Source organism: Ochrobactrum sp. WV_118_8 (assembly GCF_039631535.1).
Lineage (GTDB): Bacteria > Pseudomonadota > Alphaproteobacteria > Rhizobiales > Rhizobiaceae > Brucella > Brucella anthropi.
In genome coordinates this window covers 818,459-831,892 of sequence record NZ_JBDIUZ010000002.1, presented here as the reverse complement: position 1 = coordinate 831,892, position 13,434 = coordinate 818,459, and the positions used below count along the sequence as shown (strand labels likewise).

The following is a 13,434-nucleotide window of genomic DNA, read 5'->3' as shown; positions in this document are numbered from 1 at the left end:
ACGATACATGCCCTCTCTGCTCGGAATCGACAGCGGACTGACCGTCACCAAAGCCGTATTGTTCGATATTGACGGAACCACCCTTGCCGTTGCGCGCCGTCGCGTGGCGCAATCCTTTCCGCGCGCCCGTCATGTCGAACGCGACATGGATGAATTCTGGAATGCAACAGCGGATGCGATTGCCGAAGCTATAGCCAAAAGCGGGCGGCCTGCTTCGGACATTCTGGCCATCGCCACCACAGCGCATGGTGATGGCATCTACATGCTCGACAAGGACCGCCGTCCGCTTGGCGCAGGGATATTGTCGCTCGACAGCCGCGCTGTCGATGTTGCGGAGCGTTGGGGCAATAGTCCCGTTGCAGAGCAGGCCATCAATAACACGGGCCAGCTTCCCCATGCATCGGCTCCATCCGCCATTCTGGCATGGGTGAAGGAAAACGAACCGGAACGCTTTGGCCGCATCGCGCATGTGATCGCCTGCAAGGACTGGCTGCGCTTTTGCCTGACCGGCGATGTGGGCACGGATCGCACTGAAGCCTCGACCTCCTTCACCGATGTCAACACGCAGGAATATTCGAAAGAAGCGCTCGCCCTTTTCGGGCTGGACGCACTTTGGGATGCGTTGCCACCCATGTCGCGTTCCGATGAAATTGTGGGTAGCGTCTCGGGCGAATGCGCGGAACGCACCGGCCTCGTTGCCGGAACACCGGTTGCCGGTGGCTTGCACGATGTCACCGCTTCAGCACTTGGCGTCGGCGGGCTTGGCATCGGGACCGTTGCCGTGGTTGCCGGGACCTATTCCATCAACGAAACGCTGTCTTCCGAACCGCGTGTCGACAAAAGCTGGTTCTGCCGCAATGGCATTGCGCCGGGCGAATGGAACAATATGTCGATCTCGCCCGCATCGACGGCCAATTATGACTGGTTTCTCGACAAGCTCTGCCCGGCAGAACGGCGCGAGGCAGAGGAAACAGGGCGTTCCATCCACGACATGCTGCGCCCGGAAATCGATGCGGCACTGGCAAAGCCTTCGACGGCAATGTTCCATCCCTACCTCTTCGGTTCGCCCTATGGAGCGATGGCGAGCGGTGCGTTTTTCGGTCTGCGTGGCTGGCAGGATCGGGGCGACATGCTGCGCGCGATATGGGAAGGCATTGCCTTCAATCATCGTATCCATGTCGATCACCTGAAAGACGGGTTTGCAATCTCCGTCGCGCGCCTCACTGGTGGCGTGTCGCGCAGTCCGGCTTTCGCGCAGATGTTCGCCAATGTTCTCGGCATGCCCGTTACCGTCACGGATACGGACGAGGCCGCTGCCTGGGGTGCTGCCCTTTGCGCTGGCAAGGGCGCTGGTGTCTTTGCCGATGTTTACAGCGATCCGCGCGATCTCGATGCCATAGGCCGCACCTATGAGCCGGATGCGGCGCGAAGCGCGCTTTATGAAAAGCGCTATCAGCTTTTCAGGGAAATCGCATCGGCGCTTGGACCGATCTGGCCGAAGATCGAAGCGCTCACGGATTGAAATAAACGGCGTGTCCCGCGCCTCAGAGCATGTCTCCCGAAAGTGGGAACCGGTTTCGGGATAAAGACATGCGTAAAAACAAAGAGATAGAGCATTTCCGATGATATGAGAAAAGCAGGGAATGCTCTAGAGAGACAGTAAGATGAATGACTTCGCAGGCAATGCCGGAATGAAAAGCCGCATCGGACAACTGGAAACCGAGGGCGTGGATGTGCTCATCCTTGGCGCGGGGGTTAACGGAGCAGGCCTTTATCGCGATCTTTGCGAGCAAGGCGTTAGCTGTCTCATTGTCGACAAGGCGGATTTTGGTTCAGGGACAAGTGCTGCGCCGTCGCGGCTTATCCATGGCGGCCTCAAATATCTGGAAACCGGCGAGTTCGGGCTTGTGGCCCAGTCCACCCTCGAGCGCAACCTGCTTCTGAAGAATGCGCCGCACAATGTCGAGCCGCTGCCGACTTTCATTCCTGTCTTCTCATGGACAAAGGGTATTACGGCGGCGCTGCGCACTCTGTTCGGCTCGACGACCGCGCCGCGCAGCCGTGGCGCCGTGCTGATCAAGATCGGTCTGGCACTTTACGATTATTTTGGTGCGCGCGAGCGCGTCATGCCACGTCACCGTTTTCTGTTGAAGGAGACGGCGACGAAGGAAATGCCCTATATCACGCCCGCAATCGTGGCGGGCGGCATCTATCACGATGCGAAGGTCAGCCAGCCGGAACGTCTGGTCTATGAACTCGTCAGCGACGGGCTGCGCGCCAATCCGAAAAGCGCTGCCGCCAATTTCACGACACTGGTTTCCGCCGAGAACGGCCTTATCGGCTTTGAAGGGCCGGATGGTGTGAAATTCGCGGTGAGGCCGAAGCTGGTCATCAACGCGGCTGGCCCGTGGATCGACCGGGTCAATGCTGCACTCGGCAAGCCGACCAAGATGATCGGTGGCACCAAGGGTTCGCATATTCTTGTCGATCACCCCGAACTGGTGAAGAGCCTCAACGGACGAATGATCTATTTCGAGGCGGATGACGGGCGCATCTGTCTCGTCTACGACTATCACGGTCTGGCGCTGGTGGGTTCCACCGATATTCCATCGGACGATCCGGACAATGTGCGTTGCGACGATCATGAAACCGACTATTTCATCGACAGCTTGCGTTCGCTGCTGCCGAAGCTCAAATTCGACCGCAGCCAGATCGTCTACACTTATAGCGGCATCCGCCCGCTTCCCGCTTCCAATGCTTCCGAACCGGGTTTGATCAGTCGCGATCATTCCGCGCCTGTCATCGAGCCGGATAACCAACGGCCATTCGCGGTCATTTCGCTGGTCGGCGGTAAGTGGACCACATTCCGCGGCTTTGCAGAGGAAGTGGCCGACAAGGTTCTGGGCCGGTTCGACAAGACGCGGCAAGTGTCAACGCGCAACCTCCCCATAGGGGGCGGCAGGGACTATCCGTCCGACGATCGTGCCCGCAAGGCTTGGGTGACGAAATACGCCACCGAAACAAGGTTGCCCGCCGCACGGGTTGAGACCCTGTTGAAGCGCTATGGCAGCACGGCCTTGCCGATCCTCCGCGAGGAAGCCGGGGTAACGGTTGCGATGCTGCCTGAAACCGACACGGTCAGCGCGACGGAAATCGCATGGATCGCACGCAACGAGCTTGTCGTGCATCTGGCGGATGTCGTTTTGCGACGCACCACACTTGCAATCGACGGGGCGCTGACGACCGGCAATCTTGCTGCAATCGCCGATATTCTGGCGCGGGAGCTTGGCTGGGACGATGCGCGCAAGGCGCAGGAAATCGAAGCGGTCAACACAGAACTTGCGAAACGGCATAACGTGATTTTGCAGCGGAACCCGGCCAAAAGGCGCTGAACAGTCCGTGAAGTTGATCTATGTTGCGTTGTGAACAGGAAAGGAAACGCCTCATGGATATCAAGCGAAACGGAACCGATCCTTCGGGAAAAGGCCCAGCCGACTGGTTTACGGGCAATGTCCGTATCGATCCGCTGTTTTCTCCCAATAATACCCGGCGCGCTGCGGCTGCGGCCGTGACGTTTGAGCCTGGCGCACGCACTGCCTGGCACACGCATCCGCTTGGCCAGACCCTGATCGTGACTACGGGGCTTGGCCTCGTGCAACGCGAAGGCGGACCGATTGAAGAAATCCGGCCCGGCGATGTGGTCTGGTTTGAGCCGGGCGAGAAACACTGGCACGGCGCATCCGCGAGCAATGCCATGACTCATATAGCCATTCAGGAACAGCTCGACGGCAAAGTCGTTGACTGGATGGAGCATGTCAGCGACGTGCAATATGGCGGTGGGAAATAAATTTCGCCCCGGTTTTGCGCAGCTTTCAGAAATCGGCCCGACCGATCAATGGTCAAAGGTTGCGCAAAACGCAAAGATGATTGCGCATATTGCGAACAGGCGTTTCCTGTTTCCCCTATCATGTTGTTCTCAATAAAAACAAAGGGGAGAAGATAATGAAACGCCTATTTCTTTTGCTTGCAGCAAGCGTCGCCAGCCTTGCCAGCGTGCAGGCGCATGCCGCTGAAGGCGCAAACTGCAAGGCACCCAAATTCTCCGATGTCGGCTGGACCGACATTACTGCAACGACGGCGCTCGCTTCTCTGCTGCTTGAAAAAGCCGGATACGAGCCGCAGACAACCATCCTTTCCGTGCCGGTCACCTTCCAGTCGCTGGAAAATGGACAGATCGATATTTTCCTCGGCAACTGGATGCCACTTCAGGAAGAAGCGCGCAAACCCTATCTTGAAGGCAAGAAGATCGAGCAGGCTGGCGTCAATCTCGAAGGCGCAAAGATCGGTCTTGCTGCGACGGGCAAGGATCTTGGCATTAAGAATTATGCCGATATCGCAAAATTCAAGGACCAGCTTGGCGGCAAGATTTACGGCATTGAGGCTGGCAGCAGCGCCAACGCCACGATTCAGTCGATGGTCGAGCAGGGCAAGTTCGGCCTGAAGGATTTCCAGCTCGCGGAATCGAGCGAGCAGGCCATGCTCTCGCAGGTTCAAAATGCGGTGCGCAAGGATGAGCCCGTTGTGTTCTTTGCCTGGACGCCGCATCCGATGAACATTCGCTATAAGCTCACCTATCTGGAAAATGGTGAAAACCTGTTCGGACCGGATGATGGTGCGGCAACCGTCGAAACACTGACCCGCAAAGGTTATGCAACCGACTGTCCCAACGTCTCGCGCTTTGTGTCGAACCTGAAGTTCAACACGGATATGGAAAGCACGATGATGAACATGATCCTGAACGATGGCATGGAAGCCAAGGATGCCGTCACGAAATGGATCAAGGAGAACCCGGCGCAGCTTGATGCGTGGCTTGACGGCGTGACCACTTTCGACGGCAAACCAGCACTTGCTGAGGTGAAGTCGGGGCTGGGCCTTTAAGTAAGGGTGCCTTTACTGCCGCAGCTTGCTCGGCGACTGACCGAAATGCCGCTTGAAGGCGCGTGACAGTGAACTGATCGACGAAAAGCCAGTCTGTTCCGCTGTGTCCGCCATGGAAAGATGCGTATCGATGATCAGGCGCCGGGCTGCTTTCAGCCGGAGCGACAGGTAGTAATTGCCCGGTGACTGCCCGATCACATTGGCGAACAGCAATTCAAGGCTTCGTGTGGAAAGGCCAAGTCTTCGGGCGATGCTCGACACCGGGATCGGGCGGTCGATATGGGTTTCCATGATTTTTATGGCATCTGCCAGTCGCGGTTCGCGGTTAAGCAAACGGCCAAGGGATACCAGCGGCTGTGCGTCGGAAGCCTGTTTCACCTCATCGTAGATGTAGAGGCTCGCCACATCCAGCGCGATGGAATAGCCGTGGCGGGCGCGAATGAGTGCCAGCATCATGTCGAGCGCCGGGGCAGCGCCTCCGGTTGTCAGAAAAGCTCCATCCCGCACCCAGCGATCCGATTGCATTTCGACTTCCGGGAAGCGCTGCGAAAATGCTTCCATGTCCTCCCAGTGCGTCGTTGCCTTGCGCCCGTTCAGCAATCCCGCCTTTGCCAGCACCCATGATCCGGCTTCCACACCCACGACGAGTTTCGATTGCTTGGCCGCTTGGCGCAGCATCGCGAGAAGCTTTGGCGTCGCATGCTCCAGCGCATGAAAAGCGCTGACGATAATGAGGATGTCCTGCGCGCCAGCCTCGAAACGGCCATTTGCCCCAACCTTCAGACCGCTGGATGTGACGGGGTCGCTGCCGTCCGGCGACACCACCCGCCAGCGATAAAGCGAGCGGCCCGTCACGCGGTTGGCGCCGCGCATCGGGTCCAGCGTTGCAGCCAGCGACATGAGCGAACAATCCGGCAGGACCAGCAGGGTAACGCTTAGTTCTTCGTCGGAGGGTTCAAAGATCATGCACTTCGCTCTTCGCCAAATAGATTTCGTAAAATGATAATCCCGGCATTTCGCGACCTGTCAAGCTCGACGAAAATTGAGGGAAACGATCATGCCTTTAAAGCCTGCCCGCGAAATATTCATCACCGCAGCCGTCACCGGGGCCGGAGCCACCACGCACCGCTCAAACAAGGTGCCGATCACGCCGCGCCAGATTGCGGATGCGGCCATTGAAAGTGCGGAAGCAGGTGCCGCCGTTGCGCATATTCATGTGCGCGATCCGGAAACGGGTGAACCATCGCGCAAGCTGGAGCTTTTCCGCGAGGTTGTGGACCACATCCGGGCGTCCGGTGTCGATATCGTGCTGAACCTGACTGCAGGCGTTGGCGGTGATCTGGTCTTTGGGTCGCCAGAAGCTCCACTGCCACCCGATGCCGCCAAGACCGATATGGCGGGCGCGACGGAACGGCTTGCTCATGTCGCTGAACTCTTGCCGGAAATCTGCACGCTGGATTGCGGTACGATGAATTTCGGCGAGGGCGATTACGTGATGACCAACACGCCTGCCATGCTCAGGGAAATGGCCGGACAGATACAACGGCTTGGCGTGCGTCCGGAGATCGAGATTTTCGACACCGGCCATCTGCCGCTCGCCCAATGGCTGCAACAGCAGGGCCTGCTTGATGACCCGGTTCTGGTGCAGCTGTGCATGGGTATTCCGTGGGGCGCGCCGGACGATCTGGCGACGTTGGTTTCCATCGTCCACAACCTGCCGGACAACTGGATTTTCTCGGCGTTTTCCATTGGCCGCAATCAGTTGCCTTATGCGGCCCTTGCCGTGCTGGCGGGTGGCAATATCCGTGTGGGTCTCGAAGACAATATCTGGCTCGACAAGGGCGTTCTGGCGTCGAATGGCGATCTGGTCGAACGGGCCAAAGCCATCGCCGTTAATATGGGAACGAAAGTTCTGACGCCTGCTGAAGTCCGCGAAAAACTCAAGCTTACAAAGCGCTGGTGATATCCATGAACAGCCATCCTCCCAAGATTGCCTGCATCGGCAGCGGTGTCATCGGCAGCGGCTGGACCGCACGCTTTCTGCTGAACGGTTTCGACGTTGCCGTTTACGATCCGTCGCCCGATGCAAAGGCGACGACCGAACACATTCTCGATAATGCACGCAAAGCGCTGGCGGCGCTGACCACCGCGCGCCTTCCGCAGGAGGGGCAACTGTCCTTTTCCGCTTCGCTGGCAGAGGCGGTGGCAGGCGCGGCGCTTATACAGGAAAGCGTTCCCGAACGCCTTGACCTGAAACTTGCCGTGCTGGCGGAGATTGAAGCCGCTTGCGCAGACGATGCGCTGATCGCGTCGTCCACCTCCGGCTTTCTTCCAAGCAAGTTGCAGGCTGGGTTGCGGCATCCGGAGCGACTCTTGATCGCGCATCCCTACAACCCGGTTTACCTGTTGCCACTGGTGGAACTCGTGCCGGGTGAAAAGACCAGCGGATCGACAATTGAAAGAGCGTCCGCGCTCTACCGTCTGACCGGAATGGAGCCGGTCGTTCTTGAAAAGGAAATCGACGCTTTTGTTGGCGACAGGCTTCTGGAAGCGCTGTGGCGAGAGGCCTTGTGGCTCGTGCGCGACGGCATCGCCACGGTCGAGCAGATTGACGACATCATCCGCTATTCGTTCGGGCTTCGCTGGGCACAGATGGGGCTGTTCCAGACCTATCGCATTGCCGGCGGTCCGGCAGGTATGCGACACTTCCTCGCCCAGTTCGGGCCTGCGCTACAATGGCCATGGACGAAGCTGACAGATGTGCCCGATCTCGATGGCAGCCTGATCAGCCGCATCGCGGATCAGTCGGACGAGCAGAATGAAGGGCTTTCAATCCACGATCTGGAGCGGATTCGCGACGAAAATCTGGTCGCAATCATCCGCGTTCTTGCGCACCAGCAAAACGGCAAGGGTTGGGGCGCAGGCGCGCTTCTCAATGCCTATACCGCACGGCTCGATGCGGCGGGCTCTTCCAAGGCAGGTTCCGGCCCGTTGCGTCTTCTGGATGCGCGCGTGATCCCGGAGTGGATCGACTATAACGGGCATATGACCGAGCATCGTTATCTCGATGTATTCGGCCAGACGACCGACAGGTTTCTGGCACATATCGGTGTGGACGAAGCCTATCTGAAATCCGGTCACAGCTACTACACGGTCGAAACCCATATCATGCATCGCGGCGAGGCCAAGGTAGGCGATGCGCTACATGTGGAAACGCAGTTGCTCTCCTTTGACGAGAAACGCGCGCATGTCTTTCACAGTCTGAGGCGGGGCGATACGGAAATCGCCAGCGCCGAGCAGATGCTGCTGCATGTCGATAGCACAGTGGGCAAGGCGGTCGCTGCGAAGGCCGGAATTCTGGCCGCATTGGAGGGGCTTTCTCATGCACACCGTGAGATGCCGACACCGATCGCCGTCGGGCGGCATGTTGGAAGACGGGGGTGAACGACGTCTATAATTTTCAGTGAAATCAAGGTGCTGATCCAAGATCGGCGCTTTGGTTTTTGTCGTGCTTGACATTTAATCAATCGATTGATTAAATCATGATATGAGCAAAGCGAAACATACAAGGCAAGAGCCTCCGTCACCTTCGGTCGATCAGACGCGAGCGGCGCTGATCCACGCGGCCTTGCAACTATTTGGCTCGAAGGGTTTCGATGCCACATCGACGCGTGAGATCGCCGGTCTGGCCAAGGCGAATATCGGTTCCATCGCGTATCATTTCGGCGGCAAGGAAGGGCTGCGACTGGCGGCGGCAGACTATATTGTCGAAACGATACAAGGCATAGCCGGGCAGGCGCTTGGACATCACGGTGTGATCAGTGCACCTGCCGAAACGAAGGAAACGGCCCGCCAGCAGCTCGGTCTGGCGCTGGAGCGGATGACGCATTTCATCGTCGCGCAACCACAGTCCGGCGAGATCGTTCAGTTTCTCTTGCGCGAACTGGCGCATCCGACCGCAGCGCTCGATCGCATCTATTCAGGTGTTTTCGAGCCGACGCATAAAAGGCTTTGCGCCATCTGGGAAGTCGCGACGGGCGAACCTGCCGAGAGCGAGGCCACACGGCTTCTCATCTTCACCCTGCTTGGGCAGATCGTTTATTTCCGCATTGGCCGGGAAGCTGTGAAACGGCGCATGGGCTGGTCCACGATGGGCGCGGAAGAGGCGGCGGCTGTCGCGGCAATCGCACGCCAGAATTTGATGGCCATTCTCGCAGCGAAGGATGCCATCAAAGACGGCGAGGTGAAAGCATGAGTATTCTCTGTATTGTTCCTTTCGCCTCTTATCTTTTCGCCGCATGCAGCGCGCAGCCCCTTGCTGTTGGTTACGTTGAGGGGGAATTCGTGCAGCTTGCGCCGCTGGAAGTGGCGCAGGTTCAGTCCGTTGCCGTCAGGCGTGGGGATCGTGTCGAGCCGGGCAAGCCCATAGCAATGACGGAGGATGCGGACGCAAAGATCGCCGTCGCGCAGGCCGAGGCAGCATTGGCGCAGGCACGCGCGCAACTGGCGGATTTGCAGGTTGGCAAGCGCCCCGATGAAATTGCAGTTCTGGAAGCGGCGGTCAGGACGGCCAAAGCACAGGCAGACGATGCCCAGCGAACCCTTTTGCGCACGCAAGACCTGACGAAACGCGGAGTGATGACACAGGCGCAGCTTGACGATGCGGCCACCAAGGTTGAAGTGGCTGAGGCCTCGATCAATCAGGCCACAGCCAATCTGGCGGTTGGTCGATTGCCCGCGCGCCCCGAAGAAATCAAGGCGGCAGAGAATGCCGTCAAAAGTGCCGAAGCGCAGCTTGATTCCGCACGCTGGCATCTGACCAAGCGAACGATTGAAGCACCTGCGCCGGGCCGGATCACCGATGTCATCCGCAATCCAGGTGATATTGCCGGTCCGTCTGCGCCGGTGCTGACCATGCTGCCCGATGGTGCGGTCAAGCTGAAGGTCTACATACCGGAAGACAAGTTCTCGGCCGTGCGGGTGGGCGATACGTTGTCTGTGCGCTGCGATGGTTGCGCGCCCGGCCTGCAAGCCCGTGTGAGCTATGTTTCGCCCGATCCGGAATTCACGCCGCCCGTCATCTACTCGCTCGAAACGCGCCAGAAGCTTGTCTATCTTGTCGAGGCGCATCCTGTCGATCCCGCATCGCCTTTGCAGCCCGGCCAGATCGTGGATGTCGATCTGGCTGCCCGATAGGCGGAGGCGGCAATGGCGAACGCTATCGATGTCAAAGGTCTCGTCAAGCGGTTCGGTGACGCTACGGTCGTTGATCATGTGAGCATGTCGGTGGCCGAAGGTGAGATTGTCGGCTTTCTGGGGCCGAACGGTTCGGGCAAGACGACCACTATCCGCATAATGTGCGGGCTGCTGACGCCCGACGAGGGTGAAGGCAAGGTGCTTGGTTTCGATCTTCGTACCGAAGGGCTGAAGATCAAGCGTGAAGTCGGCTACATGACGCAGCGCTTTTCATTCTATGAAGACCTGACAATTGCCGAGAACCTTGAATTCGTTGCGCGTCTCTACCGGTTGAAGCCAGTGAAGGAGCATGTGGCACGGACACTTGAGGAACTGGGCCTGACATCACGTGGAGACCAGCTGGCGGGCACGCTTTCCGGCGGCTGGAAACAGCGGCTGGCACTGGCAGCCTGTATCATGCACAAGCCAAAGCTTCTGCTGCTGGATGAACCAACTGCCGGGGTTGATCCGAAGGCGCGGCGCGACTTCTGGGACGAGATACATCGCCTCGCCGATGGCGGGCTGACTGTGCTCGTTTCGACCCATTACATGGATGAAGCCGAACGCTGCCACCGCATCAGCTATATTTCCTACGGCAAGCTATTGGCGACGGGAACCGTCCGGGACGTTATCGATAAGGCAGGGCTGACAACCTTCATCGTCAACGGTCCGAGGCTCGGCGAAGTGGCGCGCGAACTGGAGGGCGAACCGGGTGTCGAGCAGGTTGCACCTTTTGGTGCGACGCTCCATGTCGTGGGGTCCGACAGGGTGAAGCTTGAGGCGGCTCTGGAAAAGATCAGGCATCGTGAAGGAATTACCGTCGAGGCGGGTGAAACCAGCCTTGAAGATGTGTTCATCCAGTTCATGGCCAATGCGCAGGACAATATGTCGAAGGGCAGAAATTCCGGGAGCGATAAGCAATGAGCGGCTGGTTCTCGTTTGAGCGTCTTGGCGCGATGCTGGTGAAGGAATTCATCCAGATGCGGCGTGACCGCATCACCTTTGCCATGATGCTGGTCGTGCCGTTGATGCAGCTGCTGCTCTTCGGCTTTGCCATCAACAATGATCCGAAGAGCCTGCCGAGCGCACTGGTCGTGACCAGCCAGGATCACTATACGCGCGCCATGATTTCTGCGCTGGAAACCACGGGCTATTACCGTTTCGACCATGTCGTGCAAAGTGCGGCGGAAGCCGAGGCGTTGATTGCCGATGGCACGGTTTCCTTCGTGGTGACAATCCCGTCGGATTTCGCAAGGCGTGTCGATGCCGGCGAACAGCCGCAAATTCTGATCGAGGCCGACGCGACCGACCCGTCGGTGGCAAGCGGTGCCATTTCCACGCTTGGAACCGTCGCAAGTCAGGCGCTCCTGCGTGAACAGGGCAAGCAGGCCGAAGCCGCAGATGCCGCGCGAAGCCAGCTACAGGTCGTCGTGCATCGGCGTTACAACCCGGAAGGCGTGTCGCAATACAATATCGTTCCCGGCCTGCTGGGCGTCATCCTGCAAATGACGATGGTGATGATGACGGCCATGGCACTGACCCGTGAGACCGAACGCGGCACGATGGAAAACCTGCTTGCTATGCCCGCCACACCTGCTGAAATCATGCTGGGCAAGGTTCTGCCATTTCTGGTCGTCGGCGGCGTGCAGGTTGTGGTCGTGCTGGTCGCGGCAAAGCTTCTGTTCGGCGTGCCCTTTGTGGGATCGCTGGCACTTCTCCTGACCTGCGTGCTGATCTTCGTCCTGTCGCTGGTCCTGCTCGGCTACACGATCTCGACGGCATCGCGCACACAGATGCAGGCCATGCAGCTTACCTTCTTTTTCTTTCTGCCATCGCTGATGCTGTCTGGCTTCATGTTCCCGTTTCGGGGTATGCCCGATTGGGCGCAGGCGTTGGGCGAAATTTTTCCGCTGACGCATTTTCTGCGGATCGTCCGCGCAGTCATGCTTAAGGGCGCCCACCTTTCCGACATCGCCGGAGAGGTGAACGCCCTCATATTTTTCGTGTTCCTGTTTGCGTCGCTGGCGCTTTTGCGCTTCAGGAGAACGTTGGATTAGCAGGCCGATGGCGCCAGTGCTGTTTTCGGGCGGCGGGACAGTGTGAACAACAGTCCTGCCGCTGCCAGAAGGCCGCCTGCGACGGGAATGGCTGCATAGCCATAGCCTGCGCTGATGACGCCGCCGCCAAGGGCCGCGCCCACCGCATTGCCGAGGTTGAACGCACCGATATTGATCGACGATGCCAGCCCCGGTGCTTCCGATGCAGCCTGCATCACGCGGGTCTGAACCGGAGGAACGATGGCGAAAGCCGCCGCACCCCAGGCGAGCAGGCCGATTGCCGCACCGATATGGCTTCCCAGCAGGAACGGCAGTACCAGACTGATGATTGCAAGCGCTGCGAGAAACATCCGTGTCGCGCCATTGAGCGACCAGTCGGCGAGGCGTCCGCCGAGTGCGTTGCCGATAGTGAAGCCCACGCCGATAAGAATGAGCGCCAGCGTCACGAAGCCTTCCGAAGCGCCGGTAAGGTCGGTCAGTACAGGCGCTACATAGGTGTAGAGCGTGAACATGGCGCCAGCGCCCATGACGGTTGTTGCGAGCGACATCAGCACGGTCGGGCGCATCAGGACGCCAAGCTCACGACGGATGTCGGGCATTTTGCCTGCCTCGCCGCGCGGCAGTGAAAGCCAGAGCGCGGTGATGGCGAGCAGACCCAGAACAGCAGTACCGGCAAATGACATGCGCCAGCCGATCTGCTGACCGATCCAGGTCGCAGCCGGGACGCCGCCGATATTGGCAATTGTCAGACCCATGAACATGGTGGCAACGGCGCTTGCCCGCTTTTCAGGAGGCACGACGCTGGCTGCAACAATGGAACCGAGGCCGAAAAATGCACCGTGATTGAGGCTCGTTACCAAGCGCGCTGCAAGCAGCGTCCAGTAATCCGGTGCGAGAGCCGACAGGATGTTGCCAAGCGTGAAAATACCCATCAGCAGCATCAGGGCCGTGCGTTTGCCGAACCGCCCGAAGGCAAGCGTCATGATCGGTGCGCCGACCATAACGCCGATGGCATAGGCGCTGACCAGAAGACCGGCTGTCGGGATGGAAACGTCAACGCCGTCGGCAATGACCGGCAGCAGACCCATAGGTGCAAATTCAGTGGTGCCAATACCGAAGGCACCGATTGCAAGCGCCAGAAGCGGCCAGTTGAAACCGGCCGTCTTCGTCGCGCTGTCGTGAGACGTCATCGTGCTCATCATAG

12 protein-coding genes are annotated in these 13,434 nt (G+C 58.9%); 10 read left to right on the top strand and 2 right to left on the bottom strand.

Going from position 1 to position 13,434, the window contains the following annotated elements:
• Nucleotides 1-7 precede the first annotated feature (7 nt).
• From ABDF71_RS17935 to choX, 4 genes are all read left to right on the top strand, one after another.
• Nucleotides 8-1,522 (top strand): FGGY-family carbohydrate kinase, encoded by a 1,515-nt coding sequence (locus ABDF71_RS17935; RefSeq protein ID WP_258124497.1) that lies wholly within the window; start codon nt 8-10, stop codon nt 1,520-1,522.
• Between the two features lie 142 nt (nt 1,523-1,664).
• Nucleotides 1,665-3,392 carry a glycerol-3-phosphate dehydrogenase/oxidase gene (locus tag ABDF71_RS17930; protein ID WP_209418658.1) on the top strand — a complete coding sequence of 576 codons (1,728 nt, stop codon included), beginning with the start codon at nt 1,665-1,667 and terminating at the stop codon, nt 3,390-3,392.
• A 53-nt stretch (nt 3,393-3,445) separates the two neighbouring features.
• Nucleotides 3,446-3,847, top strand: a complete 402-nt coding sequence (locus ABDF71_RS17925; protein WP_258124496.1) for a (R)-mandelonitrile lyase — start codon at nt 3,446-3,448, stop codon at nt 3,845-3,847.
• Nucleotides 3,848-4,002: 155 nt separating this feature from the next.
• The gene (gene choX, locus ABDF71_RS17920; RefSeq protein ID WP_258124495.1) at nt 4,003-4,938 is read left to right on the top strand and encodes a choline ABC transporter substrate-binding protein; all 936 of its coding nucleotides are present in this window, start codon (nt 4,003-4,005) and stop codon (nt 4,936-4,938) included.
• 12 nt (nt 4,939-4,950) lie between these two features.
• Here the strand turns inward: choX and ABDF71_RS17915 are convergent, their stop codons facing one another.
• Nucleotides 4,951-5,904 (bottom strand): GlxA family transcriptional regulator, encoded by a 954-nt coding sequence (locus ABDF71_RS17915; protein WP_258124494.1) that lies wholly within the window; start codon nt 5,902-5,904, stop codon nt 4,951-4,953.
• 91 nt (nt 5,905-5,995) lie between these two features.
• Here ABDF71_RS17915 and ABDF71_RS17910 point away from each other — a divergent pair, with 91 nt between their 5' ends.
• The 6 genes from ABDF71_RS17910 to ABDF71_RS17885 all read left to right on the top strand — a co-directional run bounded on the left by ABDF71_RS17910 (nt 5,996) and on the right by ABDF71_RS17885 (nt 12,230).
• On the top strand, nt 5,996-6,901 hold the full coding sequence (locus ABDF71_RS17910) for a beta-keto acid cleavage family enzyme (RefSeq protein ID WP_010660882.1): 906 nt from the start codon (nt 5,996-5,998) through the stop codon (nt 6,899-6,901).
• Nucleotides 6,902-6,906: 5 nt separating this feature from the next.
• On the top strand, nt 6,907-8,382 hold the full coding sequence (locus ABDF71_RS17905) for a carnitine 3-dehydrogenase (RefSeq protein ID WP_258124493.1): 1,476 nt from the start codon (nt 6,907-6,909) through the stop codon (nt 8,380-8,382).
• Nucleotides 8,383-8,485: 103 nt separating this feature from the next.
• Nucleotides 8,486-9,193 (top strand): DUF1956 domain-containing protein, encoded by a 708-nt coding sequence (locus tag ABDF71_RS17900; protein ID WP_011982665.1) that lies wholly within the window; start codon nt 8,486-8,488, stop codon nt 9,191-9,193.
• Nucleotides 9,190-10,134 carry an HlyD family secretion protein gene (locus tag ABDF71_RS17895; RefSeq protein WP_011982666.1) on the top strand — a complete coding sequence of 315 codons (945 nt, stop codon included), beginning with the start codon at nt 9,190-9,192 and terminating at the stop codon, nt 10,132-10,134. Before ABDF71_RS17900 ends, ABDF71_RS17895 begins: the two co-directional genes overlap by 4 nt.
• A 12-nt stretch (nt 10,135-10,146) precedes the next feature.
• Nucleotides 10,147-11,097, top strand: a complete 951-nt coding sequence (locus ABDF71_RS17890) for an ABC transporter ATP-binding protein (RefSeq protein ID WP_151576709.1) — start codon at nt 10,147-10,149, stop codon at nt 11,095-11,097.
• Nucleotides 11,094-12,230: an ABC transporter permease gene (locus ABDF71_RS17885; protein ID WP_258124491.1), complete on the top strand. Its 1,137-nt coding sequence runs from the start codon at nt 11,094-11,096 to the stop codon at nt 12,228-12,230. The genes ABDF71_RS17890 and ABDF71_RS17885 overlap by 4 nt, the downstream gene beginning before the upstream one ends.
• Here ABDF71_RS17885 and ABDF71_RS17880 read toward each other — a convergent pair.
• Nucleotides 12,227-13,429, bottom strand: coding sequence for an MFS transporter (locus tag ABDF71_RS17880; RefSeq protein ID WP_151614597.1), 1,203 nt, complete (start codon nt 13,427-13,429; stop codon nt 12,227-12,229). The two genes, ABDF71_RS17885 and ABDF71_RS17880, sit on opposite strands and share 4 nt — an antisense overlap.
• Nucleotides 13,430-13,434: the final 5 nt, after the last annotated feature.